General features: G+C 62.8%; 24 protein-coding genes and 1 tRNA gene. 8 read left to right on the top strand and 17 right to left on the bottom strand.

Annotated elements, in window-relative coordinates:
• Positions 1–11: 11 nt before the first annotated feature.
• The 4 genes from GOB94_RS04395 to GOB94_RS04410 all read right to left on the bottom strand — a co-directional run bounded on the left by GOB94_RS04395 (position 12) and on the right by GOB94_RS04410 (position 6,316).
• Positions 12–86 (bottom strand) — tRNA-Gly (locus tag GOB94_RS04395).
• A gap of 41 nt (positions 87–127) precedes the next feature.
• Positions 128–1,549, bottom strand: a complete 1,422-nt coding sequence (locus tag GOB94_RS04400; RefSeq protein WP_182277673.1) for a glycosyl hydrolase family 28 protein — start codon at positions 1,547–1,549, stop codon at positions 128–130.
• A complete protein-coding gene (locus GOB94_RS04405) occupies positions 1,546–4,353 on the bottom strand; it encodes a glycosyl hydrolase (RefSeq protein WP_182277674.1) in 2,808 nt (935 codons plus the stop codon). Before GOB94_RS04405 ends, GOB94_RS04400 begins: the two co-directional genes overlap by 4 nt.
• Positions 4,354–4,360: 7 nt before the next feature.
• Positions 4,361–6,316, bottom strand: a complete 1,956-nt coding sequence (locus GOB94_RS04410) for a beta-galactosidase family protein (protein WP_182277675.1) — start codon at positions 6,314–6,316, stop codon at positions 4,361–4,363.
• Positions 6,317–6,456: 140 nt separating this feature from the next.
• Here GOB94_RS04410 and GOB94_RS04415 point away from each other — a divergent pair, with 140 nt between their 5' ends.
• Positions 6,457–7,791 carry a rhamnogalacturonan acetylesterase gene (locus GOB94_RS04415; protein ID WP_182277676.1) on the top strand — a complete coding sequence of 445 codons (1,335 nt, stop codon included), beginning with the start codon at positions 6,457–6,459 and terminating at the stop codon, positions 7,789–7,791.
• Between the two features lie 2 nt (positions 7,792–7,793).
• On the opposite strand, the gene GOB94_RS04420 is transcribed toward GOB94_RS04415, so the two are convergent.
• From GOB94_RS04420 to GOB94_RS04455, 9 genes are all read right to left on the bottom strand, one after another.
• Complete coding sequence (locus tag GOB94_RS04420; protein ID WP_182277677.1) at positions 7,794–9,059, bottom strand: Nramp family divalent metal transporter; 1,266 nt, start codon at positions 9,057–9,059, stop codon at positions 7,794–7,796.
• Between the two features lie 182 nt (positions 9,060–9,241).
• Positions 9,242–10,285, bottom strand: coding sequence for a glycosyltransferase (locus GOB94_RS04425; RefSeq protein WP_182277678.1), 1,044 nt, complete (start codon positions 10,283–10,285; stop codon positions 9,242–9,244).
• 46 nt (positions 10,286–10,331) lie between these two features.
• The gene (locus GOB94_RS04430; RefSeq protein WP_182277679.1) at positions 10,332–11,603 is read right to left on the bottom strand and encodes a CBS domain-containing protein; all 1,272 of its coding nucleotides are present in this window, start codon (positions 11,601–11,603) and stop codon (positions 10,332–10,334) included.
• 105 nt (positions 11,604–11,708) lie between these two features.
• Positions 11,709–12,770, bottom strand: coding sequence for a deoxyhypusine synthase (locus GOB94_RS04435; RefSeq protein WP_182277680.1), 1,062 nt, complete (start codon positions 12,768–12,770; stop codon positions 11,709–11,711).
• Between the two features lie 87 nt (positions 12,771–12,857).
• Positions 12,858–13,316, bottom strand: a complete 459-nt coding sequence (locus GOB94_RS04440; RefSeq protein ID WP_182277681.1) for a hypothetical protein — start codon at positions 13,314–13,316, stop codon at positions 12,858–12,860.
• 70 nt (positions 13,317–13,386) lie between these two features.
• Positions 13,387–13,515, bottom strand: a complete 129-nt coding sequence (locus tag GOB94_RS16785; protein WP_255484236.1) for a hypothetical protein — start codon at positions 13,513–13,515, stop codon at positions 13,387–13,389.
• Between the two features lie 35 nt (positions 13,516–13,550).
• The gene (locus tag GOB94_RS04445; protein WP_182277682.1) at positions 13,551–13,742 is read right to left on the bottom strand and encodes a hypothetical protein; all 192 of its coding nucleotides are present in this window, start codon (positions 13,740–13,742) and stop codon (positions 13,551–13,553) included.
• A 40-nt stretch (positions 13,743–13,782) separates the two neighbouring features.
• On the bottom strand, positions 13,783–13,971 hold the full coding sequence (locus tag GOB94_RS04450; RefSeq protein WP_182277683.1) for a helix-turn-helix transcriptional regulator: 189 nt from the start codon (positions 13,969–13,971) through the stop codon (positions 13,783–13,785).
• Complete coding sequence (locus GOB94_RS04455; protein WP_182277684.1) at positions 13,964–14,380, bottom strand: hypothetical protein; 417 nt, start codon at positions 14,378–14,380, stop codon at positions 13,964–13,966. Before GOB94_RS04455 ends, GOB94_RS04450 begins: the two co-directional genes overlap by 8 nt.
• A 158-nt stretch (positions 14,381–14,538) precedes the next feature.
• Between GOB94_RS04455 and pncB the strand changes: the two genes are divergently transcribed.
• Genes pncB through GOB94_RS04470 form a run of 3 tightly spaced genes read left to right on the top strand, consistent with a single transcriptional unit; the run spans position 14,539 to position 16,640 of the window.
• Entirely contained in the window at positions 14,539–15,888 is a 1,350-nt protein-coding gene (gene pncB / locus GOB94_RS04460) for a nicotinate phosphoribosyltransferase (protein ID WP_182277685.1), read from the top strand.
• 51 nt (positions 15,889–15,939) lie between these two features.
• Positions 15,940–16,302, top strand: a complete 363-nt coding sequence (locus GOB94_RS04465; RefSeq protein WP_182277686.1) for a type II toxin-antitoxin system RelE/ParE family toxin — start codon at positions 15,940–15,942, stop codon at positions 16,300–16,302.
• Positions 16,299–16,640 (top strand): XRE family transcriptional regulator, encoded by a 342-nt coding sequence (locus GOB94_RS04470; protein WP_182277687.1) that lies wholly within the window; start codon positions 16,299–16,301, stop codon positions 16,638–16,640. Before GOB94_RS04465 ends, GOB94_RS04470 begins: the two co-directional genes overlap by 4 nt.
• A 15-nt stretch (positions 16,641–16,655) precedes the next feature.
• Here GOB94_RS04470 and GOB94_RS04475 read toward each other — a convergent pair whose 3' ends face one another.
• Entirely contained in the window at positions 16,656–17,525 is an 870-nt protein-coding gene (locus tag GOB94_RS04475; protein ID WP_182277688.1) for an FkbM family methyltransferase, read from the bottom strand.
• A 21-nt stretch (positions 17,526–17,546) separates the two neighbouring features.
• Here GOB94_RS04475 and GOB94_RS04480 point away from each other — a divergent pair, with 21 nt between their 5' ends.
• The gene (locus GOB94_RS04480) at positions 17,547–18,479 is read left to right on the top strand and encodes a S1/P1 nuclease (RefSeq protein WP_182277689.1); all 933 of its coding nucleotides are present in this window, start codon (positions 17,547–17,549) and stop codon (positions 18,477–18,479) included.
• 67 nt (positions 18,480–18,546) lie between these two features.
• Here the strand turns inward: GOB94_RS04480 and GOB94_RS04485 are convergent, their stop codons facing one another.
• Positions 18,547–19,023: a DUF2062 domain-containing protein gene (locus GOB94_RS04485; protein ID WP_182277690.1), complete on the bottom strand. Its 477-nt coding sequence runs from the start codon at positions 19,021–19,023 to the stop codon at positions 18,547–18,549.
• Between the two features lie 153 nt (positions 19,024–19,176).
• On the opposite strand from GOB94_RS04485, the gene GOB94_RS04490 reads away from it, so the two are divergent.
• From GOB94_RS04490 to GOB94_RS04500, 3 genes are all read left to right on the top strand, one after another.
• On the top strand, positions 19,177–19,971 hold the full coding sequence (locus GOB94_RS04490) for a lysophospholipid acyltransferase family protein (RefSeq protein WP_182277691.1): 795 nt from the start codon (positions 19,177–19,179) through the stop codon (positions 19,969–19,971).
• A 472-nt stretch (positions 19,972–20,443) separates the two neighbouring features.
• Positions 20,444–20,692 carry a response regulator gene (locus GOB94_RS04495; RefSeq protein ID WP_255484386.1) on the top strand — a complete coding sequence of 83 codons (249 nt, stop codon included), beginning with the start codon at positions 20,444–20,446 and terminating at the stop codon, positions 20,690–20,692.
• Positions 20,693–20,697: 5 nt separating this feature from the next.
• The gene (locus GOB94_RS04500; RefSeq protein ID WP_182277692.1) at positions 20,698–21,036 is read left to right on the top strand and encodes an Hpt domain-containing protein; all 339 of its coding nucleotides are present in this window, start codon (positions 20,698–20,700) and stop codon (positions 21,034–21,036) included.
• An 8-nt stretch (positions 21,037–21,044) separates the two neighbouring features.
• Here the strand turns inward: GOB94_RS04500 and GOB94_RS04505 are convergent, their stop codons facing one another.
• Together GOB94_RS04505 and GOB94_RS16660 are read right to left on the bottom strand one after the other, a co-directional pair.
• A complete protein-coding gene (locus tag GOB94_RS04505) occupies positions 21,045–23,000 on the bottom strand; it encodes a glycoside hydrolase family 88 protein (RefSeq protein WP_182277693.1) in 1,956 nt (651 codons plus the stop codon).
• 85 nt (positions 23,001–23,085) lie between these two features.
• Positions 23,086–26,304 carry a DNRLRE domain-containing protein gene (locus tag GOB94_RS16660; RefSeq protein WP_220464994.1) on the bottom strand — a complete coding sequence of 1,073 codons (3,219 nt, stop codon included), beginning with the start codon at positions 26,302–26,304 and terminating at the stop codon, positions 23,086–23,088.
• Positions 26,305–26,427: the final 123 nt, after the last annotated feature.

The following is a 26,427-nucleotide window of genomic DNA, read 5'->3' on the forward strand; positions in this document are numbered from 1 at the left end:
GCGATGTCTTATGGAGCGGGAGACCGGGATCGAACCGGCGACATTCAGCTTGGGAAGCTGACGTTCTGCCACTGAACTACTCCCGCTCAACAGAGACGATTATAGCGCCCGCGAGCTCCGCATGCCATCACTGCTTGTCCTGCTCGGCAAAGCTCTTCTTCGCCGGGTCAGGCTGTGATGCGCGGGGGACCTCGCGTGTGGCAATTCCTATGACGTTCGTATCATCAGTGAGCGCGACGACGCTGTGGTCGGCGGTGTTGAGCTTCACGTCGGAGAACGTCCAGTTCTTCGCATCGTCGATGTGGCCCGCCGCCTGCGCCTGCACATCCCAGTGGTCGAGCCGCACGTTGTAGACCGGCGCGTTGGGGTACGCGTCCACCTCAAAGACTGTCTTCGCGCCCGTGGCGTGGATGTTCCAGATGTGGACATCGTGCACGTGCGCGATGCCCTTCTCCGCAGGAACAACCGTCGTGAGCGTCTTGTAGTAGCTGGGATAGCCGGTCATGCCCGCGGGGATCGTCGCATAGCTGTAGCTGGGGTTCCAGTTCATGGTGATGCGCAGAACCACCGGCGTGTTCACCATGGTGAAGTCGTGCAGACGGATGTTCTCCGCAAAGCCGCCGCGTGTGTGTGCGGACTTGAAGAGGATGCCGACCGGCACATGCTCGATGGTGGTGATGTTCCAGGCCTCGATGTTGCGGAAGCCACCGGAGGTCTCCGATCCGAAGGTGACACCCGCCGCGCCAGAGCGCACTACGTTGTCGTGAAGCTTGATGTCTTCGGTGGGACGGTTGACGCGTAGGCCGTCAGAGTCGCGGCCCGCCTTGAGGCACAGCGCATCGTCGTTCACGGAGATGTCCGCGTGCATCACTTCAATGTGCTTCGAGCTATCGATGTCGATGCCGTCAGTGGACGGACCGCGGCCGCCGATGTTGTTGCGGATCGTCACGCCATCCACGACAACATCGTGCGAGTAGCAGATATGCACCGTCCAGAAGCCCGAACGATGCAGGTTGAGACCGCCGCCCAGCCGTACCTTCGACGAGTCGAAGATCTGGATCAGCCTCGGGCGCTTGTCGTCGTAGTCCGAAGCCCAGCGCAGGCCCTTGGGCTCGTCAATCTTGCGCAGCGCCCAGTAGCTGTCCCAGAAGACCTTGCCGTTGCCGTCGATGGTGCCTTCGCCGGTTATGGTCGCGCCTGTCTGTTTGTAGACGTTGATGAGCGCGGAGGGCCACGTCATCTCGATGCCCGCAACGCGCGTTGGGCGCTCCGGGTAGTCCTTGATGTCCTGCGAGCCCATCAACGTGACGCCCTTGTCGATGCGCAGCGTCACGCCCGACTTTACGAAGAGCGAGCCGGTGAGGTACGTGCCGTCGGGAAAGATGACGGTGCCGCCGTGCTTCGCCGCCGCGTCGATGGCGCTCTGGATCGCGGCGGTGTCCATCGTTGTGCCGCCAGGCTTTGCGCCGTACTTATCGACCGAGAAGGTCTTCTGCGCGGAGGCACCGAGCGCGAGGCTGCAAAGAACGAGCGTGCAGAGTGACTTCATTGTGCGGACTCCGTGACGAGGTGAATTGTGCCCAGGATGCCGCTGGAGATGGACTTGACCTTGTCGAGGTCCTGCATCTGGAAGCGGTCGCCATACTTGGCGATGAGCGGCTTGTAGTCATGCGGCGGCAGCGCGGACCACGCGTTGAGCGCCGTGTTGAAGACGCGGATCTCAATATGGTTCACACCGGGTTTAAGCAGCTTTGAGACATCGAGCCGATACGGTGGATGCCACAGCGCGCCCGCCGGCTGGCCGTTGATGACCACGAGCGCGGCCTCGCGAATGGGCGGCTCGAAGTACGCGTGCATACCGGGGCCGGGGGGCGTGATGAGCGGGTTCGGTAGACCGTTTGAGCCAAGCACTGGGTGCTCCGGCGGCGAGTTCGGCGCGCCCGGCAGCGCGGTGCCGCCATCGACTGCGAGATAGACTGGCGCGTGCGGCAGCTTCGTGAGCGTCACGTCGCGCGTGTAGTCCACCTCGCCGGAGTAGTGCACTGTGGCAGGATCGGTTGTCCAGTCCGTGAGCGTGTGCTCTTCGCTTGATTTGCTAAGGCTGGTGAAATCGACCTTCCAGTTTTCGGTGATGTCGACAAGCTGCTTGTCAGCTTCTGCTGATGCAGTATGTGGGCTTGCCGCGTCGCTGAAGACGTAGAGTGCAGACCCGTACGGTGCGAGGTTGATCTTCTCGTTCTCCGCGCTGACAGCAGCGATGGCGCGGCCCGTCTCCGGGCTCCACTGTGCACCGTGGCTGAAATATGTTGCGAAAGCTGCATCCGCGTTGACCGGCTCGTTGCTCGTGTTCACCACGTAGTAGACATCAGCCTGCGTGAGCTTACGGCGGATGAAGCCGATCGCGTTCTTCGCAGCATCGTCCGCATTCGTGAGCCGCAGGTCGGGCGCGGCTGCGTTATGCAGGGCTTGCGGGAGTGAAGCGTAGTCCGGAACGACGGCGATGGCTTCAGTAAGCTGCGTCAGTTCGGATGACGCATTGCCCTCTGCGTCCATCGTAGGCACATGCTGGACAGCGATTACCTTGCCACCTTTCGCTGCGTACTCGTGGATCTTCTTCAGCGTTTCGAGTGGGATGCGATCGGTGGGCGGCAGTAGCAGCACTTGATGCGTGCCGAAGCCGATCTTGTCGATGGCAGCTGCGTCAATGAAGTCCGCATTATAGCCAGCCGAGAGGATCGCCGACATCAACGCGGGCGTAACGAGCTTCTGCATCGCAGCGGTCACGCTTACATGGCTCGGCGTGAAGCTCGCCCACGCATCGTCGGTGGGCAGCAGGATGGCGACCTGGTTCGCCGGCTGGCCCTGCCGCAACAGCCAGCTAAGGCGCGCAATGTAGCTGGTAACTGCGGGCATCACCGGATGCCATGGATTGTGGTTGTTAAAGCTCGCTGCGGCGTAGAGCGACCAGCCCGGCTCGGGTACTTCGTGGTCCGGCGGCGAGTAAGGCCATCCGTGGAAGATGAGTTGGTTCTCGCCCATGATGAAGTCGATATCGGCCTCGGCCTTCATGTCGAGCGGCGTGGCACGGAAGACAGGCGAGTGCAGCCAGGTGAAGGTCTCACCGCTGGTTACATCGTGCCCGAAGACGTGGTTCGCGGACGTGGCCCAGCGCAGCGTGGAGAACGCACGCCACTGCGGGCCTTCGCCTTCAGCCAGCGCAACAAGGTTCTGCGAGGAGAAGTCGACGGCCGGCTCGCCGTAGGTCTGCGAGCGGAACTTGGTGTGGTGCTCGCTGGCCCAGTTGTTGATCTGCGTCAGATAGTTTTCGTTGACGAGCTCGGTGAGCGTGACGCCCCAGTCGTGCCGCACCTTGTCCGCCTCGGACGAGCCGCCTGCAACGAGCTCAGGCAGATGCGGAATGAGGTCGTAGCCGCGCCGTCTGAGAAACTGCGCAGGCAGGTCCGGCGTCCAGTCAGCTCCGTAGGCTTCGAGCGAATCCGAGAAGATGGCATACGGCGGCGTGCTGCCGAAGGCACTCAACAATGGGCCGCCAACCTTCTCAAGATGCGTGGCGACCGCCTGGTGCGAGAACGGATCGAGCACGTAGCCATCGGCGTCGACGGCCGCGCGCTTCACCTCCTGCTTCGTATGCCCCGCGACGAAGAACAGCGCCACGCGAGGCGACGAAGAAGCACCGATCGCGATGGTTCCTGACGCAAGAGTCAACGGCTGCGCAGACTTCGCATCCCAGCCAACGGGCCTGCCGGGAAGGAGGTGCCCTTGCGGGCCGCCGGTCGGCGATAGATGACCCTTCGCAATCGATGCGGAGAGAAACGACTCACCCTGACCGAGCGTTGGAACGCTGACCGATGTCGCGTTCGCAGGCACTGCAATCTCTATCGTCCGCAGACGCCCCGCCGCCTGCGCGAGCGGAGTGCTGGGTCCGCCATACGGCCAGCCGCTGCAGAGCGTGATGTCGATGCGCAGCCCGAGCCTGCGGCCTTGCTCCTGCGCATAGCGCACGGCATCCAGCATGGCGGGCGAGAGGAATGGCAGGTTCTTCAGACCCTTCGCAGGATCGTCGAGCACCTCAGGATAGACGAACGCCAGCTCTGCGCCGCCGATGCCGTCGGCCTTCATCTGCTCCAACTCATGCAGGATCTCCGGCTTCACGACCGCGGGCCCAAACCACCACCAGCGCACCATCGGCTTCGCGCTGTTGGGCGGATTGAGGAAGCCCTGCTCAAGCTGCGGCAACGAGGGCGACAGCGGCGCCGGATTGGGCGACTGTGCAACCAATGGCGCGACCGCCAGGGTGGCGAGAAGAAGCGAAGTGCGGAAGGCGGTGATCATCGTGCAGCTACTCCTTGGGTGCGTTGGGTGCGGACGCAGGCGCCGCGAGCTTGGGCCCGAACTCGGCATCCGCCGCAGGTTTCTTCTTTCGCTCCGGATCATTTTCATAGCTCGGCGTCGGTGCGTCGAGTATCGGTGTTGTAAGCCCGGCAAGCTTCGGCGCGGGATCGTTCTTCAGCAGCTCGAAGATCACCACATCATTGCGGCCCTTCTTCAGCCATGGCCCAGGCACGTAGAGCGTGCCCTGCGGGCCGATGTCCCAGAAGCGGCCGAGCGCGTGGCCGTTGATCCAGATGAGCCCTTTGCCGAGCCCACGCACGTCGAGAAATGTATCCCCGACACGCGCAAGCCTGAAGTTGCCGGCCGCAAAGTGCGGCGCGGGCGTTGCGGACGCAGGCGCATGTCCGGAAACCGCCGGTACTTCACTCATGGGCAGCGAGTAGATCTGCCAACCCGTCAGTGGTGCGCCGTCAAGCTCTGCGCCTCGGATGCCCTTGCGCTCATTGCGCATCCACTTGGTGGAGTTGAGCCGACCGGTGTTCTCTACAAGAATGTCGAGCCGCGAGGGCCCGTCCGTGCTCAGCGCAATCGTCTCCTGGTGGTAGTGGCGGTCGAGCGTGCCTACAAACTTGCCATCGAGATACACCAGCGCGAAGTCCTGCATCGTATCCAGGTGCAGCTGCGCGTTGTGCAACGCAGCTGGAAGCTGTTTGCGATAGAGGATGTAGCCATAAGCCTGGTCCACCTGCTCCATCGTGAGCGGCTTTTCTGACTCAATCGGCTTCGGCAGACGGTCCCACAACGAGGCCGATTGCGTGAGCGTGAACTGTGGCACTGCAATCACCGGAGGCGTCGCAGGCACGGGCAGCGGCTTCTCATGCGTGTACTTCAGAATCACATCGCGATACGCATAGAACTTCGGTGTCGGATGTCCGGCCTCGTCGATAGGCGCGTCGTAGTCATAGCTCGTCACGTTCCCGCGATACGCACCGGTGCTCTGGCTCGCGCCGGCCATCATGCCAAAGCTGGTACCGCCGTGAATCATGTAGATGTTGATGGATGCGCCGTGGCCGAGAATGTAATTCAGGTCCTGGAGCTGTGGGGCAATAGGACGCGTCTGATGCGGATGCCCCCACAGGTCGAACCAGCCAGGCCAGTACTCTGTTGCGAACAGCGGCTGGCCAGGCCGCGAGGCTTCGAGCGCCTTCAACCCGTGCTCGGCGTTGCCCGTTCCAAAGTTCACGCCGGAGTAGATGCCGGGAATCTCGCCATTCGCCAACGCCTTCGAGGGATCGACTGTATAGAGCAGCGACTCTGTGAATCCTGCTTCGACAAAGATATCGCGCATATGCGCCATGTAGGCGTGGTCGTTGGAGAAGTTACCGTACTCGTTCTCGATCTGCGTTGCGATGATCGGGCCACCGTTGCCGATCTGCAACGACCCGACCTCCTGACCGAGCCGCTTGATCCAGCGCTCGGCAGGCACGATGAACGCCGGGTCATTCGAACGCAACGCCGTGGACATCTTCGGGTCCTCCAACAGCCACGCAGGAAAGCCACCGAACTCCCACTCCGCGCAGGAGTAGGGACCTGCACGCAACAGCACGTACAGGTGCTCCGCCTGCGTCAGCTTCAGGAACGCGACGAGGTCGTTGTTACCGGAGAAGTCATACACGCCGGGGCGCGGTTCGTGCATGTTCCAAAAGACATATGTTGCGATGGTATTGACACCCATCGCTTTGGCCATCTCCATGCGCGCACGCCAGTACTCGCGCGGGATGCGCTCATAGTGCATCTCCCCGGCGATCACCTGGAACGGCTTGCCGTCGAGCACGAAGTGGTCGCCATCGACGGCGAAGCTGCGCGCCGGCTGTTGCGCGACGGCCACAGCAGACACAAGAAACCAGGCGCACAGAAGAACGCGAAGACGGACGAACAGAGAGGTCGGGAGAGACTTGCTCATGGGTATGGAAAACGATCGGAGCCTACGCAGGAAACTCTATGCAGTGCAAAGCATGGGTGTCAATAGACAAACTATTTCTAAAACGTATAGGATGAGCCCGTCTGCAAGCCAAAACTACCTCTCCCGCAGGAGCTGTCGCGATGCACCGTCGAATCAGGGTTTCTATTGCCGTTAGTGCCGTACTGCTGCTTGCCGCAGCCGCGAGCAGTCATCTCGCCGCACAGGAGCAACGCTTCACCTGCGCGGCGACGGCCCACGGTGCGGAACATGCTCTGACCGCCGACACTCGCTTCGATGCAGCGAAGGCGGACGCAGCCTACGGCTTCGACCTGATTGCCTCGCCCTCCAGCATGGCGAATGGCGCGTGCAGCAGCGACAAACCATTCTTCTTCTCCATTGCTGCGACGGACGGCAACTACCAGGTGACGGTCAAGCTCGGCGGCACGGCGCCCTCGACCACAACTGTGCGTGCGGAGTCGCGCAGGCTCTTTGTCGATGAACTCTCCCTGCCAGCGAAGGGCTCGAAGAAGGTCATCTTCAACGTCAATGTGCGCACAGCGGTGATCGCCGGCGCTGCCAAGGCCGGTGATCGCCCGGTTGAGGTTCGCCTGAAGCCGCGCGAGATCGGCGCGCTCGACTGGGACAACAAGCTTACGCTGGAGTTCAACGGCGAGCACCCCAGCGTCCGCTCCATCACCATCAAGCGCGTCGACGACGTGCCCACCGTCTACATCGCGGGCGACTCCACCGTCGTCGATCAGGACAAAGAGCCCTGGGCCGCGTGGGGGCAGATGCTGCCCGTTTTCTTCGGCGCGAAGATCGTCATCGCGAACGAGGCAGAGTCCGGTGAGACCATCAAGAGCTTCGTCGGCGAACGGCGCCTGGCCAAGGTTGAATCCACATGGAAGCGCGGCGACTACCTGCTGGTGCAGTTCGCGCACAACGACCAGAAGCCGGGCCGAGGCTTTGTGCCCATCCCTGAGTACAAGGACCTGATGCGGCGCTTCATCGCGGATGCGCGCGCCAAGGGTGTCACGCCGATCCTCGTCACGGCCATGAACCGCCGCAAGTTCGACGCAGCCGGAAAGATCGTACAGACGCTCGGCGACTACCCGCAGGCCACGCGCGAGATCGCAGCCGAGCAGCACACGGGCCTCATCGACCTGAACGCGATGAGCAAGACGCTCTTTGAGACGCTCGGCGATGCGGGCACACTGCACGCCTTCGTCCACTACCCAGCGAACACATTTCCGGACCAGCCTGAAGAGTTGCACGACGACACGCACTTCACAAGCTATGGGGCCTACGAGCTCGCGCGCGCCATCGTGCAAACCATCCGCGACCAGGGCATGCCGCTGAAGAAGTACCTGCGTCCCGGTATCCCGCCGTTCGACCCCGCGCATCCGTTGCCGTTCAGCGAGTGGCATCTACCGTCGAGCCCGTTCGTTTCGACAACAACCCCCTACGGCCGGTAACGCTACGCGGGCGACATCATCTGATGCACCTGTTGCCAGAGCATCACCACGGTCAGCCCAACCACGATCACCGCCGTCGCCCAGGCCACAATATTGAACCAGTATGAGTTTGTGTACTCGCCCATCAGGTCCTTCTTGTTGATGAGCTTGAGCATGAAGTAAAGCACGAACGGCAGCAGCACGCCGTTCAGCACCTGGCTCAGGATCGTCATCGGCACCAGCGGGAAGTTCGGGATCAGCACGACCGCCGCGCCCGCCACGATCAGCAGCGTGTAGAGCCAGTAGAAGAACGGCGCCTGGTGGAACTTCTTGTCCACGCCACTCTCAAAGCCCAGGCCCTCGCACACACTGTAAGCCGTGGAGATGGGCAGTACGCTCGCGGCAAAGAACGACGCATTGAAGAGGCCCGCCGCAAACAGGATGTAGGCAAAGTCGCCAGCCAGCGGCCGCATCGCCTGCGCTGCGTCGGAGGGCAGGTTGATGTTGCGCATGCCGTGCGTCCAAAGCGTAGCCGCGCAGGCCACGATGATGAACCATGCGACGATGTCCGTGAAGAACGAGCCCACAATCACGTCCATGCGGCTCGCGGCATACTGCTTCACGTTCACGCCCTTTTCCACCACGGACGCCTGCAGGTAGAACTGCATCCACGGCGTGATCGTTGTGCCGATCACGCCCACCGTCATGTACACATAGTTGCGGTCGCTCCACACCGACCGGCTCGGCAGCTTTACGGTCTCGATCAGCGCCTCGTGCCACGAGGGCTGCGCCAGCACGCCCGCAACGATGTAGCAAATATAAAATCCGCTCGCGACCAGAAATATCTTCTCGACGCTCTTATAGTCGCCCTTGACCACCAGCAGCCAGACACCCAGCGCGCACAGCGGCACACTGATGTATTTGCTCACCCTGAAGAGCTGGATCGCACCCGCGATGCCCGAAAACTCCGCGACGACGTTGCCGAAGTTCACCAGCACCAGCAGCAGCATGATGAAGAAGGTCATGCGCAGGCCGAACTCTTCACGGATGAGGTCGCTCAGGCCCTTGCCTGTGACGACGCCCATGCGCGCGCACATCTCCTGCACCACGATCAGCGCAATCGTGATCGGCAGCATCGTCCACAGCAGGTGGTAGCCATACTGCGCGCCCGCCTGCGAGTACGTGAGAATGCCGCCTGCATCGTTATCGACGTTGGCCGTGATAAACCCCGGCCCAAGCACCGCAAAGAAGAGAAAGAGGCTGGTCCGCCAGCGCTTCCAGAAGCTCACACCACCACCGCCGCGCAGAGATTTGCAGCACGAAGAACGCTCTGGATGTGAAGTGAAATCTGCACGGTAGCTCCTCGGCTCTCTCTAGACTAACCCGAGCCACGGCCCTGTGTGCTACACCCCGGTTAACCTGGGCAGCCGTGGCGAAACCTGGCTAACTTCGCAAACGTTGCGGGAGGCTTCTAAGCCCGTTCGATCAGCGGACGCACCCGTTCTACGACCTTCGCCATCTGGGCATCGTTGCCGTATCCGTCGCGCCCCGCCCGCGCCCTCCCCGCCGCCGCAATCCGCCCGCGCGCCGCAACATCCGGCAGATACTGCCGAATCTTCGCAGCGCACTCTTCATAGCCCGTAAAGAAGACGGCCTCTTCATCCTCCACAAACCGAGCCAGGTGGCCCTCCGACCGCTCCGCCAGCAGAAACCCGCCGCACGCAGCGATCTCGAAGCTCTTATGCACGAACTCGTCCTGGTTGGAGTGCGTAAGGAAGCTCAGGTTGATCTTTGCGTCCCAGATCGCCTTGCGATACGCTGCGCCGTACAGCTCACCGCCGGTATACAAAGCCGCGGCGACGTCCGGCTCCAGCCGCTCATGCCACTGGCTATCGCCGGAGATCACCACCGGCAGCCCCTCGCGCCACAGCTGCGTCAAAAACTCGGGCCGATCGTCATATGCCGTGCCGATAAACGACACCCCGCGCGACCGCGTCGCATCACGCGCAACATAGTCCTCACCCTCAGCCGGAAAGTGGATCGTCGGTTCATATGCCGTCTGGATCTTGAGCACGTCGCGCGCACCCCAGGCCTTGTAGTCGGCGAGATTGCGGTCGCGCTGCACCACATGCAGATCGAACTCAGGGATGCACTGCATGTACAGCCGCCAGCCGGGGTCGCGCCGTGGCCCGAAGGCGTTGTCGATCATGTAGCTCACGCTCGCAATGCCCAGCTTGCGAAGCTTCACGAGCGTCTGCGACCGCAGCCCCAGCATCTTATCCGCCCAGAAGACATCCGGCCGTTCGCGCTCGGCCATCGCGAGCACATCGTGGTTCAGCCGCGTGACCCACGGCCCCACCTGAGCGCGATGCACCAGCTTCCGCAGCAGCGCACTCTGCGGCTGATAGCCATAGCTGTTCAGCGGCACCACCGTATGCCCCAGCCGCTCCAGCGCCCACAGCCTGTACAGCGCAGAGTCGTTCGCAGAGAGCTGACCAGCATACAAAATCTTCACCGCCGCTCCTCTGTCTTTCTCTGTCCTCTGCCCACTATCCCCTGTTTTACTCGGCCAGCAGCTGTGCGATCACCTGCTCGGCATGGATCACCCCAGCGATGCCGCCATGCACGTCCAGCACCGGCAGCGAGCGCAGGTTGTACTTGTCGAACAGCTCGGCCACTTCCTTGTCGCGCGCATGCAGCCCACAGCTCACCGTGTGGCCATCCGTCAGCGAGCGCAGCAGCTCATCGCTCGGTGCCAGCAGCAGCTTCGGTAGCGTCACCACGCCCGCCAGCTTGTCGCCCTCGCCGGTCAGGTAGATCTCCGTCACATTGTCAGGATCGCCCTCAAAGGTGCGCAGCGCCTGCACACCATCGAAGACCGTCGCCGCCAGCGGCACGCTCAGATAGTCCGTTGTCATCAACCCGGCGGCAGAGTCCGGCGAGAACTCCAGCAGGTCCTCGATGTCCTGCCGTTCTTCCGGCTCCATCTCCTCCAGGATCGCGTCCGACTGCTCATCGCTCAGCTCGGACAGAGCGTCCGCAGCCGCGCCCGGGTCCATCTCTTCCAGAATCTCCGCCGCGCGCTCGGAGTTCAGGCTCTCCAGCAACTCCTTCTGCAACTTCGGCTCGATCTCTTCCAGCGCCTCCGCGGCCGTCTCTTCATCCAGGCTGGAGAACACAGCCCCACGCTCGGCCGGAGCCAGCTCCTCCAAAATGTCCGCGATGTCTGAAGGATGCAGCTTCGCCAGCCGCTCCTGCCCGATCTTCAGCCGCACCCGCCGCGCCGGATCGCGTTCGATCAGGTCTACGCAGCCCCACGGGATCGCCCGCGCCGCAAAGCGCTCCGCAATGCCTTCGACCATGGGGATCGGCAGCCCCTTAAAAAGTCTGCGGGTCGCGCCGCGCGTCCCGACCTCAACCTCTTCGATCCGGAGACCGGCGGTCTCGCCCACGCCCGCACCCGGCTCCCACACTAGGTTCACATCGTTTACACGGACCACCTTGCGCCCGTCCACGTCAATAATCTGTTGGTCCAGCAGGTCATAGTCCAGCAACAGAAACTCATTCGGCTGCACGAACGGGGTCAGCTTGCCATGCGCCACCAGCGCCCCAGCATCCACCTCCGGCAGCACGATCTGCGTCACCGGCAGCAGCACGCGCTCCTTCTTGCCATCGCGACGGTGCTCCAGCACCAGTGCGGCGATATGCGCCTCATCACGTGGCACATCGACGGCGAACTCCTTCACCCGCCCCAGCGGCTTGCCCGCGGCGTCCACCACGCTCCGTCCCAGCAGGGCCGATGCGCTCGTCGAGATGGTCTGCACTTCCAACATCGCTCCCCCTAACCTACCTCATTGGATGCGCCATCCCCAAACAAAACGGCGGAGCCGAAGCTCCGCCGTTTCCTCATCATCAAAACTAGTCGCGATGCGCTGCTTTTACGCCGTGACCGGCTCCAGCACCTGGGCAAATTTCTTGCCTGTACGCGCGGCGGCTGCGTTCTTCTGCAGCGAGTAGCCGGCGATCAGCGGGAACGCAATCGTCGCCTCGGCATAGACCATCTGCTCATAGGTCAGTTCGACCTTGCCCCACGAGCTGGCTTCCTTCAGCGTCGAGCCGGAGAGCGCACCGTCGCGCACATCGGCCACCGTTACCTGGATCGCGTACTTGTGCATCGAGGCGTCCACGCCGAGCACGTCGGCGGCCACCACGATGTCCTGCGCGAAGTTCTTCGGCACGCCGCCGCCGATCATCAGCAGACCCGTGGTCGGGTTCGCGATCTTCAGCTGCGTCAGCTCATAGAAGTCCTTCACCGAGTCGATCGAAACAACCGGCTTGCCGAGACGCGCGTGCTGGTGCGCCACCAGGCCAAAGCCCGCCGAGCAGTCCGAGAACGCCGGGCAGAAGATCGGCACCTGCTTCTCATAGCAGGCCCACACGATCGAGTCAGGCTGACCGTGCTTGGGCGTACGGCCGTGCTTGTCCAGGTACTCACCCATCGCCACGATGAACTCACGCGACGAGTACGCGCGCGGCTCCAGCGAATTAGTGATCTGGTGAATCGTCTCGTCGCAGATGCGCAGCTCGTCTTCGTCGATAAACGTGTCGTAGATGCGGTCGATCTGCATCTCGCGCAGCTCGCCGTCATGCGCGCCGTACTTGTACTCATCAGGCGCGATGTAGTGGCGGAAGCCCAGCGCCTCAAAGAAATCCTGATCGACGATGTTGGCGCCGGTCGAAACAATCGCATCGACCATGTTGTTGCGCACCAGTTCGACGATGACCTTCTGCAAACCGGCCGAGATCAGCGACCCGGCCAGGCACAGAATCACGCCACAGTCCGTATCGCGCAGCATCATCTCGTAGAGGCCGGCGGCGCGAGCCAGGTCGCGCGAGCTATACGCCATGGGAGCCATGGCATCGACCAGCGAGACAACATTGTGCTGCATGATGTCGATCGGCTGGATTGTGTTTTGGAGGAGTTCCTTTTTCGTCTTCATAACGAAGACTAGTTTATCGCGTTTCGACCAATAACGATGCGGTTTTTCTGTGAATTTTCACAGGCCGGAATCCCTCCTGAAATCCGCTTATACCAGCACGAACGCCTTCTTCCGGATCGCCAGCCACGCCAGCACCGCAAACAGCACCAAAGCCACCAGCTTGCACACCGCCGTAATCGGCTCATTACCCGTCGGAGCCAGCGCGTGCAGCGCCGGAATCTTCATAAACAACTGCACAATCAGCACCAGCACATTCAGAAACTCCGCTATCGAGCACGTGATGATGTACGTCTTCGTCCAGCCGTTCTTCAGCGCCAGCAACGCGAGCCCCAGCACAATCAGCGAGATCACTCCCAGCACAATCCCCGGCGTCACCTTATGAATCGGAAAGAAGAACCCGGTCACGCTCGTCAGGATGGTCATCACCAGAAACAACCAGTTCCATCCCTTCAAACGCATCCCTGTAAGGAACCCATAAACCACCACCAGACCGGCGGCAATCCCAACCAGGCTGATTGCAACATGCACCAAGGTAAGAGTCGACATAAGGCTTCTCCTGCGAAGATATGGATGTGAAACGGTAGCCACATCCTAACACCGCATCGGACTGTCCTTCTTACGACAACACCGGACGCACCAGCACAAGTCCCGCAAACACCAGCACGGCTGTCGCCAGCCACTGAATCACTCGCATCGCCATCTCCTTCACTACACCTTCATCCTCAAAGCTCACCGGCAAAAACATCAGTGCCGCCCATCAGCAATCGCGCATGACAGATGTCACTCGCACCCGCTCCGGCGCAGCCGCAGCATCTTCACAATCACCATCGTCAACACCACCAACTCCGCTCCCAGCCACACCCAGCGCGCCGCCGGATGCCCGTTCGTCACTGTCGTAACAATCGGGCTCAACACCGCCAGACTCGCCGCCAGCACCACTACCTGCCTGCGCTCTTTACTCAATCTCCGCATCTCACCACTCTCCTACTCCCTACTCCCAACTCCCTACTCCCTACTCTTCAAAGATCTCTTCGATCGGCTTCCCAAACACCTTCGCAATCTTGAACGCCAGCGGCAGCGACGGGTCATACCTCCCCGTCTCAATCGCGTTCACGCTCTGCCGGCTCACCTCCAACCGTTGCGCAAGCGCCTCCTGCGAGAGCCCAAGTTCTCCACGCAGCTGCTTCAGACGGTTATTCATCGGTAGCTCTGTCCCTGAGCTTCTGAACGCCATTCGCAATCCCAAACGCCAAACAAAAGGTCACAAAGCACACAAACGGCGGGAACGCCGGCGCATGAGCATACGCTCGCACAAAATCACTCACCACCAAAGGGCCCAACAATGCCGCAGTGGCGACCAGGAGTGACCGCATCATCCGCAACCGTAGATATTCATCGGTCTCTTCCTTCAGGTAGAGCCCCATGTTCACCATCACCAAAATGATGGGAACCGCTGGCAGCACCGCCCATAGATACAGCGGCCAGCCCTGCGGACTGACATGCTTCACCAACCACACACACCCAAACAAGATCACAAAGTATCCAACCATCGCGCTTAGCGTCCGCTTCTGATACCGCTTCAACGCCGCGCTCTTATCCTGACAAAACATGCACAACCTCCGTCGCACTGACAAGCAAACTTTACGTCAAGCGTCCTTTCCATGTCAAGCACCCTTGTCACTATCTCTCAGTGCGATTCGCATCGCGCCTCTCGTTCCTCGCATCTCTATCCACGCTGTAACCTTGTACTCACACCCGGAGATCGTGGATGAACATCAACTTCGCCGAGCGCGCGCACAACCACAACTGGAAGCTCGACCCCATCGTGCGTTCCCTGCTCGACACCGACTTCTACAAGCTGCTGATGCTGCAGTTCATCTGGAAGAACTTCCCCCAGGTCCCGGTCACCAGTGAGATCCACAATCGCACCGTCAAGGTGCGCCTCGCCGAGCGCATCTCAACCTCTGCGCTCAAGGAGCAGCTCGACCACGTCCGCGGCCTACGCCTGCGCCGGTCGGAGCTCGTGTGGCTGACCGGTAACACCTTCTACGGAACGAAGCAGATCTTCCATCCCGACTTCCTCGCGTGGCTCGAAAACGACTTCCACCTCTCCGACTACGAGATATCCGAAGAAAAGACCGCAGGCCCAAACGGAGATAAAACCGGACAGCTTGTCCTGCGCTTCTCCGGCCTCTGGACCGAGGTCACCATGTGGGAGGTCTACGCGCTCGCCATCGTCAGCGAGATGAAGACCCGCGCCGCGCTCGCCGAGCTGAACGAGCTTGAGCTCGACGTGCTCTACGCCCGCGCGAAAACCCGCCTGTGGGACAAGATCGAGCTCCTGCGCACCGTCCCCGGCCTGCGGCTGTCGGACTTCGGCACACGTCGCCGCCACAGCTTTCTCTGGCAGGAGTACTGCGTGCAGGCGCTCTCCCGCGCACTCGGCCCCGCTCTCTCCGGCACCAGCAACACGGCGCTCGCTTACAAGCACGACCTCGAAGCCATCGGTACCAATGCGCATGAGCTGCCCATGGCGCTCGCCGCCATGGCCTCGCGCGGCTCCGACGACGACCTCCGCGCCAGCCAGTACAAAGTCCTCGAGCTGTGGGCGCGCAGCTACGACAACGAGCTGCTCATCACCCTGCCAGACACCTTCGGCACCACGCAGTTCCTCGAAGGCGCGCCCGACTGGGTCGCCCGCTGGACCGGCCAGCGCATCGACAGCAAAGACCCCTTCGTTGCCGGCGACGAGTACATCGCGTGGCTCATCCATCGCGGTCAGGACCCCCGCACCAAACGGCTCATCGCCTCCGACGGCCTCGACGTGCGCACTATCGTCCGCCTGCATGAGTACTTCAACGGCCGCATCCGCTTCTCCGCCGGCTGGGGTACGCTGCTCACCAACGACTTCCGCGACTGCCACCCACGCGGCCCCAGCGCCGAGCAGGACACCTTCGGCCCCATCTCGCTGGTCTGCAAACTCACCAGCGCCGACGGCATCCCCTGCGTCAAGCTCTCCGACAACCCCAACAAAGCCACCGGCCCCGCCGACCTCATCGAACGCTACCGCCGCGTCTTCGGCAGCCCGGTTCTTGCGGAAGAGCCCGTGCTCGTCTAACTGTACCGTATACGGTACAGTGGTTAAGTCGGGACGCTTCCACCATTGAGCATGAAACGGATCAACGCAGTCTTCTTCCGCACCGCTGCTGGCGGCGAACCCGTCCGCGAGTGGTTGAAGGCCATGCAGCCCATCGAAGACCGTAAGCGTATCGGTGTCGATATCAAGACAGTCGAATTTGGCTGGCCGATCGGCATGCCGACTTGTCGCTCTTTGCAGGGCGGCCTTTACGAGGTCCGTACAAACTTGACGCGCGGACGCATCGCTCGCGTTCTGTTTTATATCGACATAGAGGGCCGCATGGTCCTGCTGCATGGCTTCATCAAGAAGACACAGAAGACTCCGGACGAAGACCTTGCGCTCGCCCGCAAAAACAAACGGCAGCACCAAGAGGAGATGAGGACCACGCTATGAGCACGAAGAAAAAAACAGCTACTCACACGGGCAGCTCTTTTGACGACTTCCTCGAAGAAGAAGGAATCAAGAACGAAGTCGAGAGTATCGCCATCAAAAATGTGCTCGCGTGGCAGTTTGAGCGGGAGATGCTGAAGCAGCGAAAGACCAAGCAAAGCATGGCAAAAGAGCTGTGCACCAGCCGTTCGCAGCTGGACAGGCTCCTCGACCCCAAAAATACCGCAGTCTCACTCGAAACTCTTACCCGTGCTGCGAATGTTCTCGGAAAGCACCTTGTCTTCGAGATCCGCGATAGAAAACCCCGGCCCCGCAAAGTGGCTCTAGGACAAAGCCCCTAAAGCAGCAAGCGCCACTTACCCACGCACATACAGCCGATAGTCTCCAAACCGCGCATACTCACCCACCAGCTTCATCCCGGCATCGAGCACGCTACGCTCGATCGCCACCGGGTCCACCCCGCGCGCTGCAAGGATCGGCGCGTGATAATCCAGCAGCAAAGCGCCGACTTTGCCCTGCTGCAGCAGCGGCAGCAGGCTCCTCACCACACCGTCCTCAAAGCCTTCGACATCCACCTTCACCAGCGCAAACCGCTCGCGCCCGCCCAGCATCCCCGCCGGGTCTAAGAACGTCACCGTCTCCGAGCTCCGCGTAAACTTCGGCCGCTTCACCACACTGGAGTAGCCCGTATTCAGCGCCGGCGCATGAAACAACTCCGTAGTCTCGCCCGTCGCTCCGCCCAACGCGCCATGGAAGACCGCGCCATGCACCTCATTCAGCGCCAGGTTGATGCGAATCACATCGCAGAGCCGTCCCTGCGGCTCCACGGCAGCGACATATCCGCCCAAACCCACGATCTTCGCCGCCACCACACTGAAGTAGCCCTCATTCGCACCGACATCGAGAAAGCTGTCGCCCGCCGCCAGATGCTCGCGGATCAGCTGCTCCGTCTTCGGCTCATAGCGGCCATCGCTCACCAGCGTGCGGCCAAAGTTGCTCAGCGGGTCGATATAGAACGAGAGCCCATCCTCGCTCTCCACAATCGTGCGCCGCGCGGGCGCCAGCATGTCGGCCACAAACGCTCCAACCGCCATCGGACGCAGCTTGTTCGTCCATCCCAGCCGCTCCACCAATGCTCGCGCTTCCAGCAACCCCATCGTGCTCTCCACTCCATCTGCTACATGCAGCAGCATACTGCACGGCCGCTCATGGGATACGGCAGCCATCTACGCGTCTATACTTTTGCTATGCGTCTCTCCGGTTTTGTCCGCGTCATTGCAGCCTCTGCGCTTGCTCCCGTCTTCGCCACGCAGCCCGCGTGGGCATGGGGTGTGGACGGCCACAGCATCATCAACCGCGCCGCCGCCGCCTATCTACCCACCGACGTTCCGCGTTTCCTGCGCGACGTCAACGCTCTCAACACCATCGAGTACCTCGGGCCCGAGCCCGACCGCTGGCGCAACAAGGCCGAATCCGAGCTCAACGCCGAACAGGCGCCCGACCACTTCATCGACCTCGAGTACGCCAACCTTGTCGGCCCGCTCCCCCAAAAGCGCTACGACTTCATCCGCGCCCTCGCCGCCGCCCAGCCCGGCACCCCCAACATCCAGCTCACACCGGAGAAGGTCGGCATGCAGCCCTGGGCGGTTGAGGAGGCCTGGGAGAAGCTGAAAGTAGACATGCGCGAGTACCGCAAGCTCGCCGCCGCACACAAGCCCACCCGCCCCGTCGAAACCGCCATCCTCTACGACGCAGGCATCCTCGGCCACTACGTCGGCGACGGCTCCATGCCGCTGCACACCACCATCCAGTACAACGGCTGGACCGGCGACAATCCCAACGGCTACACCACCGAGCACCACATCCACTCGCAGTTTGAAAGCGCGTTCGTTCACCAGAACATCAAGTACGCGCAGATCGCCAAACTTGTCGCCGACACCAAGCCCGTCGCCCTCGACAACGAGTGGTCCCAGTATCTCGACTACCTCCACCACTCGCATGTGCTCGTCGAAAAGGTCTATCAGCTCGATAAGGCAGGCGGCTTCACCGGCGCAGGCACGCCGGAGTCCCGCGCCTTTACGGAGGAGCGCATCGCGGCCGGCGCCATCGAGCTGCGCAACCTCATCTACTCCGCCTGGGTCCACTCCGCAGATCCGGTTGAGGAGTACCACGGCAACTAGCTTCCGGGTGCCCCATCCATGACGCCGTCTTATCGCGTCATGGATGGGATGCCGATCTATCCGCTTGTCACACCGTCTCCAGTTCTGCTTTGTGCATCATCCGCCGCAGCAGGGGCCGCAGCGCCAGCGCGACCAGCGGCATCGTCACCGCCGCGCACACGACCCACACCACCAGCGCGTGCCACTCCCACAGCCACAGCGCGCGTGTCGTGTCCCACGGATGGTGCCGCACCGCAGCCAGCAGATGATGCCCTTCCATGGGCGGCCGCTCCGTCGCAAACACCAGCGACCCCAGCTTCAGGAACAGCGGAAATAGCGCAATCTCCAGCGGATACATCATATGATTGCCCAACTGGCTCGCCACCAGGTTCAGCCGGAACGCCGCCGCCAGCCCCAGCACTAGCAGGGTCGTCGACCCGAAAAGCGGGTTCACTCCCACCACCACGCCCAGCGCCAGCGACCACGCCAGCCGCTCCGGCGTCGCACCCATGCGCATCAGCCGCAGCAACGGCTCCACCACCACGCGCTCAAGCAGCTTCCCCATATCTCCACAATACTCGGTACACTGAAGCATCGCAGCGCGGAGCGCACCCGCCACGGCACAAGCCCCGCATCTTTTCACATCGCCTCAACCGTCTCTTAGAGCAGCACCCGCAAACGCAGTACCAGCGTATCTCCAATCCAGGACCATCGCCCTTTGTCCATCGTCTCCGTTCCTCGCCGCGTCTATCGCATCCTTAAAGTCGTCTTCGTCTTCGCCTACTCCATCGTCGAAGTCTTCATCCAACGCCCCAAAACCCGCGCTGCCCGCGCCGCCTGGCTCAGCAAGATCGGCAACCGCCTCTGCCGCGCCGCCGACGTCACCTACGAGACCCGCGGCCCCGTCCCCATGAGCGGCGCCGTCATCTCCAATCACCTCACCTACGTCGACATCCTCATCCACGCCGCCATACGTCCCGGCGTCTTCGTCTCCAAGATCGAGCTCCGCTCCACGCCCGTTCTCGGCTGGATCAGCTTCATGGCCGGCACCATCTACGTCGCGCGCGGCGCCGGCGGTTCCGCTGCCAAGGCTGCCGAAGGCATGGCCAAGGGCTTCCGCGATGGCCTTCCCGTCACCTTCTTCCCCGAAGGCACCACCGGCGTGGGCGACGTCCCTGTGCTGCCCATGCGCAGCGGCCTTCTCTCGCAGGCCATCGCCGCGGACGTCCCCGTCCACTACGGCTTCATCCGCTACAGCCTCACCCCTCGCGACCTCGCCCGCGGCAAAACCGTGCGCGACGACGTCGACTGGGGCCCAGAAACGCTCTGGCAGCACATCTGGAACTTCGTCGATCTCCACGGCGTCCACGGCGTAGTCACCTTCGCACCGGAGCCCATCGCCTTCTCGCCCGCAGCTATCGCCAATCGCAAAGTGGCCGCCCTCGAAGCCCAGGCGGCCATGGAGTCCCTCGCGCGCTCCACCGACCCCAACCCCGTCGCCGTCGCCTCATAGCGGCTTCGGCCGATTCCCAATAGAGGAATTTCCTTTTTACCGGCGACGGGCTTTCCCACACGTAATGTCTGAACTCGTACTACGAATGCGCCTTAAGTAAGGTGTCGGGCAGCTTGACGTTGCGCTAGTCTTAACGCGGGATTCATCTGGCCACGACGGCCATTGCCACCTGTATCACAGCAAACGGGGCAATTCTGGCCGGGACCGTTGCGGATGCTTGCAGGTAGCACAGAAGGGGCGGAGTTCCGTTCCGAACACCGGTGTTCCCAATTGAACCCGGTTGCAAGCCGGGCCCCTGTATCCTCGTTCATTACCCACGGCCTCCATCGTAGACTCGGGAGACCTTCGGGAGAAGCTTCTCTATGCGCCGCATCCTCATCATCGACGATGAAGACGACATTCGCGAGGTCACCGCGTTGACCCCCGTGCCACCAGTTGGCACGTCGAAACAGCCGGCTCCGACTCTGAAGGCATCCTCTGCGCCACCACCAGCCGTCCTGACGCCATCCTTCTGGATTTCTCCATGCCCGGCATGGACGGCCCCACACCCCTGCGCGCGGCACAGTGCATCCCCGCCCTCGCTTCCGTCCCTGTTCTCTTTCTCACTGCCCGCGCATACTCCGGCCACGTCGCCGGCCTTGGTGCCGCAGGTGTCGTCGCCAAACCCTTTGACCCTCGTACGCTGGGAAGACAGATCGCCAGCGTCCTCTGTTGGAGTTGATCTACATGGCCTATAGCAACGCCGTTCTCGCCGCCAGCAACATCAGCCAGGGTTTCAAGCTGCAGCTTGACGCCGTTTGGGAGCGCAATCTCCCGCTTGTGCGCGACCGCCTCGACCGCCTCGACGCCTTCGTCTCCACCCTCTCCAGAGGCTCCGCCACGCCGCAGCAGTTTGAAGAGGCCGTCGACATCGCGCACAAGTTCTCCGGCTCGCTCGGCATCTTCGGCTACCCCGCCGGCAGCCAGTTCGCCGGCAACCTGGAGCGCCTGCTGCAGTCCACCAGGCCGGACCACAACGGCATCCGCAACGCCGTCCAGGCCATCCGCGCCACGCTCAACCTGTAGGCTCTCTCCTACCGCCCCATGGCCTCCGTCACTAACCACCGCGTCAGCTCCAGTCCACCCGCAAAGTTGTCCTCCTCCAACGGGGCCTTCCTTCCATCGGTGTACTCGTTGTAGACCCACGGGTCGACGTTCGCATACACCAGCCCATGCCCCGCATGGGCCACGGCCATCATCGTGTCGCCCTTGTCCGTCAACACCGCCTTCGCCGCACCGGACACCGTGATCGTGCAAGTCTCCTTCATCAGCGCCTTGTGCGCGTCATGGAAGATCCCGCCCGTCCCCGCGGCAATCGGCACAATCGTGTTCGCGTAGTCGTTGTTCAGTTCGCGGTTGCGCGTTACCGCGTTGTAGTGGATGCCGAACCGGTCGCTCAAAATATCCAGGTGCGTCTGGTCGGCGTGCTCGGAGTCATTCTCCATCATCACCAGTTCACCGCCCTGCTTCACCCACGCCTCGATCGCCGCCGCACTCGCCTCATCCATGTAGTGAGTATTCGGGTTCAGCGCCGGAATATCCGGCGACACGATCACATAGATCGAAACACCTTTCAGATCCGCAGCTGTCGGCGCATGGTCCAGCACCTCCGTCCGCATCCCGTACGCGCGGAACATCCGTCCCCACACCGAGTAGCCGCTGTTCGCGTCGTCATCCCACTTGTAGTGAAAGAGCTGCGCGCTCCCTGCCGGCGTCTTCCGCATCTGCGAGTTGAACCAGCCGTCCACCAGCACCGTCTTGCCGCGCGCCTTGCGCATCAACTCCGCTGCGTCCTTGCGCTGAGTGATCTCGCTCAACGCCAGCAAATACGCGCCCACGCCCTTCGCATCGTTGTCGCCGACTTCCTCGCCAATATAGTAGTCATACGTGCCGCTGCGATACGGCGTCCCGCCCAGCCCAGCCACCTTCACCGTGCCCGACAGCGTCCCGTCCGGCTTCACAAAGTGCTGCTGAATCCCCTCCCAGCCCTTCGTCACATTCTGCTCCAGCGACATCGGCGCGACGCCCAGCCGCACACCCTTCGCCATCGCATACACAAACATGCAGCTCGCCGAGGCTTCCAGATAGTTCCCCTTCTGCCCGCCCTTGTCCATCACCTGCCACCACAGCCCGCTCTGCGCATCTTGATAGCGCGCCACCGTCTGTAGCACGTTCCGCGCCACGTCCTCCAGCGCCAGCCGCTGCGGATCGGTCTCCGGCATCCGGTCCAGTACGTCCACCAGCGCCATCGCGTACCAGCCCATCGCCCGCGCCCACACCTCCGGGCTCAACCCCGTTTGCTTGTCCGCCCAACCCATCTTCTTCGAATCGTCCCAGCCATGGCGCAGCAGCCCCGTCTTGCGGTCGCGCATATGCTCATCCATCAGCAGCAACTGCCGCACAGCCGAATCCAGATCGTCCTGCTTCGCAAACGTGCGCCCGTAGCCCTCCATAAACGGCTCGGCCATGTACGCGCCATCCAGCCACATCTGGTTCGGATAGATCCCCTTGTGCCAGTACCCGCCCGCCGAGTTCTTCGGCTGAGCATGAACCTGCTCTTCCAGAAACGTCGCGGCCTTGTAGTAATTCTCCTTCTGCAACACCCGATACATCGTTAGCACACTGCGCCCCATCTCGATATCGTCCAGCGAGTGCTGATCCACCGGGAACGGCTTGCCGCCGCCGAAGTCGATCACCCCGTCCTTGTTCACCGAGCGGTCCACCGCCGCCTTCACATACTGGAACAGCCGCCCATCGCCGGTCGCACGCCACTCCGCGATCATGCCATCCAACAGCACACCCTCTTCATAGGTCCACTCACCCGGCCGCTTCACCGTATCGATGCGGCCATCCGGCCAAGCTGTCAGCGCCCGCTCCAGCACCGGATCACTCTCACTCACCCCACTCGTCTGGACTGTCGTCTGCCCCACCGCAACCACCGCAAACCAACCCGCAACACACACGACACCCAGCTTCAACATCGGCTTCATGAACATAACCTCAACGCCAACAGCATACCGGAGCACCTGCACCCTCGCTTTTCTACTCCCTATTCCCTACTCCCTATTCCCTGTTTCACTGGCACTCCAGCGCCGTCCACACCCCCGCCGCCGTCCCCGACGCGCCCGAGATCGCATAGTCTACAAACTGCCCCGGCCCCACAATTACACTGCCCGTCGCCGTGCAGCTCACATTCGTCGCCGCGTTGCACGTCAGCGCCGAGTTCACCATGGCACCCGGTGTCCCCACCCGCAGCGTCACCGTAATCGTGTTCGACTGCTGCGAGTAGACATTCAGCTGCGTCGCCGTGCACCCCATCGGCACCCACGCCAGCACACCCGTCGTCGCCGTCGTCCCCGTCTCCGTCGTGCTTGTGTTGGGTGAGTTCACCCCGTAAAACATCGTGTTGAAGTTCACCGCATGGAACATCGCGGCAAAGTTACCGCTTGCCGTTCCGCTGCTGCTGCCTCCATTGCCCGCCGCACCCGCCGTACCTTGCGGAATCCCGAAGTTCAGCACCGCCGCGTTCGCTGTACCAACGTTCGTCACCGTAGCCGCAGCCCCTGCCGCCAGCGTCGTCACTGTGCCAACCGTCACCGTAGCCGCTGACCCGGCCGCACCGGTCGGCCCTGCGCCGCCCGCCTGCGCCAGCACCGTCCACGCAGACGGACTGACGTCCGGCTCCGCGTTCGTGTTCTGCGCCAGCGCCAGGTACGTCGACCCCGTATACGTCACCGCATCATTCACCGCATAGGTTGCCGCCGGCAACCACGCACTACGGAAATTCACCCCCGCCAGCCCCGTCGCGCCGGTAGCGCCATTGCTTCCCGCAGAGCCCTGCGAACCCGTTGCACCCGTCGCTCCAGCCATTCCCTGAGACCCCGCCACACCCTGCGGCCCCTGCTGCGCCAGCAACGACCAGTACATCGGCGACACATCCGGTTGCTGACCACTATTCCCGGCCACCAGCGACACCCAACTCGACCCCAGCCACGTCACCACATCGCCCACTGCATAGTTCGTTGCCGAACTGTACGCCCCCCGATACACCAACCCCGGCGTCCCCGCCGCACCCGTGGCACCCGTCGCTCCTATAGCTCCCGTAACCCCCTGCGCGCCCGTAACCCCCTGTGGCCCGGTCGTGCCCGTCGCGCCCGTAACTCCCGCAACTCCTTGGGCCCCTGCCTGTCCCGCGACGCCTTGCAACCCCTGCACGCCTGTCGCGCCCACAGCTCCAGCCGCTCCCTGCAACCCCTGCACGCCCGCCGGCCCCTGAGGACCCGTCGCTCCCTGCAAACCCTGCGGCCCAGCCGATCCCACCAGCCCCTGCGCACCTGTCGCGCCTGTGGCTCCGGCCACACCCTGAACACCCTGCGCTCCCTGAGCGCCCTGCGTCGTGAGCACACCCCAATACGTCGGCGACACATCCGGCTGCTGCCCCACATTGAATGCCGCCCGCGACACCCAGCTCTCTCCCAGCCACGTCACCACATCGCCCAGCGTGTACTCCATGGCCGAGCTGTACGCCCCCTGATACACCATCCCCGGCAGCCCCGTCGCACCCGTCGCACCAGTTGCTCCTGAAGTCCCGGTAGCCCCATTCAATCCACTCAACCCCATCAGCCCCGTCGCGCCTGTGGCTCCAATCGTTCCCGTCGCGCCCGTTGTCCCGTTCTGAGCAAACATCGCCCAGAACGCCGGGCTCGCGCTCGGAGTATTGCCAAGGTTATTGCCGCTCAGCGACACCCACGCCGCCCCTGCCCACGTCACCCCATCCCCCGCGTTGTAGTTCATCGTCGAGTTGTACGCGCCAATAAAGTTCAATCCCACAGGCCCCTGCACTCCGGTTGGCCCCAGCGGTCCCTGCAACCCGGTCGCGCCCGTCACGCCCGGAATCCCCTGCGCCCCGGCCTGCCCCGCAGGCCCTTGCGCGCCTGTGATCCCCTGTTCACCCGGCGGCCCCACCGACCCCGGCGAGCCCGTCGCTCCCGTCGGCCCCGGCGAGCCCTGCAACCCCTGCACACCCTGAGGCCCCTGCGCCGTCAGCTCACCCCACATGCCCGGCACAAGCCCCGGCGTGTTGCCCACGTTGAAGCTCATCAGCGACGCCCAGCTCGCCCCATCCCACAGCACCACATCGCCCAGCGTATAGTTCGTCGTCGACTGGTACGCCCCGCGATACACTAGCCCCGGCGATCCTGTCGCGCCTGTCGCCCCGGCAACGCCAGTCGCTCCCGTCACGCCCTGGATGCCAAACCCCTCCGGCCCCTGCTGACCTGTAGCGCCCGTCGCCCCGGCCACACCGGTCGCGCCCGCAGCCCCCGGCGACGCCAGCAGTCCCCAAGTCCCCGGAGCCGCTCCTGGCGTATTGCCGTGGTTGTTCGCCACCTGCGACACCCACGTCGCTCCAGCCCACATCACCACATCGCCCGCACTATAGTTCGTCGTCGACTGATACGCCCCCTGATACACAAACGCCCCCGACACCCCTTGTAACCCCGGAGCTCCGGTCTCTCCAGTCGCACCCCTGGGGCCCGTAGCACCCGCCACTCCCGCAACACCCTGCAAACCTGTAGCACCGGTTGCCCCGGCAACACCCGTTGCGCCCGTTGCTCCTGCCGCACCCGCGACACCTGTAGCACCCGTAGCTCCTGCCGCTCCAGACAATCCCGCCAAACCCGGCGCTCCAGTAGCTCCAGTTGCTCCCGTCGCACCCACCCCGCCACTCGAGCCCCCAGCACTCCCCACCAGCGCAATCATCAGCGACGGCGCATGGCTCGTCTCATCATTCTCTTTGCTGTCAAACTGCACCGACACCCCACTGCCCGCCGTCAGCGCCAGCCCATAGTTCGGAGTCCCGCCCGCCGCCGTGCCGCTCACCCACTGCTGCACCTCGCTCGTCACATCAAATGTGACAAACTCCCCCACCGCGCCCACATTCTCGCTCGCCAGCACTGAGCCCAGCCCCGGCAGCGTCTGATACGTCACGCCCAGCTCCGTCCACGCGCCCTGCACCGGCTGCACACTCACCGAGCCGCCCGCGTCCGCCCGATTGCAGTACACCGTCAGCGTCGCCTTTGCGATCTGCCCCGCCGTCGTCCCCGCCGGCAGCGTGCCCAGATCGAACTGCATCAGCGCTGAATACCCGCCGCCCACATCCAGATTGCTCAGTGTCCCCGCATTCACCGTCGGCTGCGCGCTCGACACATGCGCGTCACCTACCAGCGTCGCCTGCTGCGCCTGCACCCCCCACACGCACAGCATCGCCAGCAACCAGACCACAGTTGCGCGCAACAAAACATCCGCTCTGCCCCCGCGTCGGAGCTTGCCGTCCAAATCCCGCCGTCCTTGCAACAACGATCACAACTCAACGACGCACGTTGCCGCTGGCCTCCAACTCTGCGCCATGCGGTTCGC

Origin of the sequence: Granulicella sp. 5B5 (assembly GCF_014083945.1) — a bacterium.
Lineage (GTDB): Bacteria > Acidobacteriota > Terriglobia > Terriglobales > Acidobacteriaceae > Granulicella.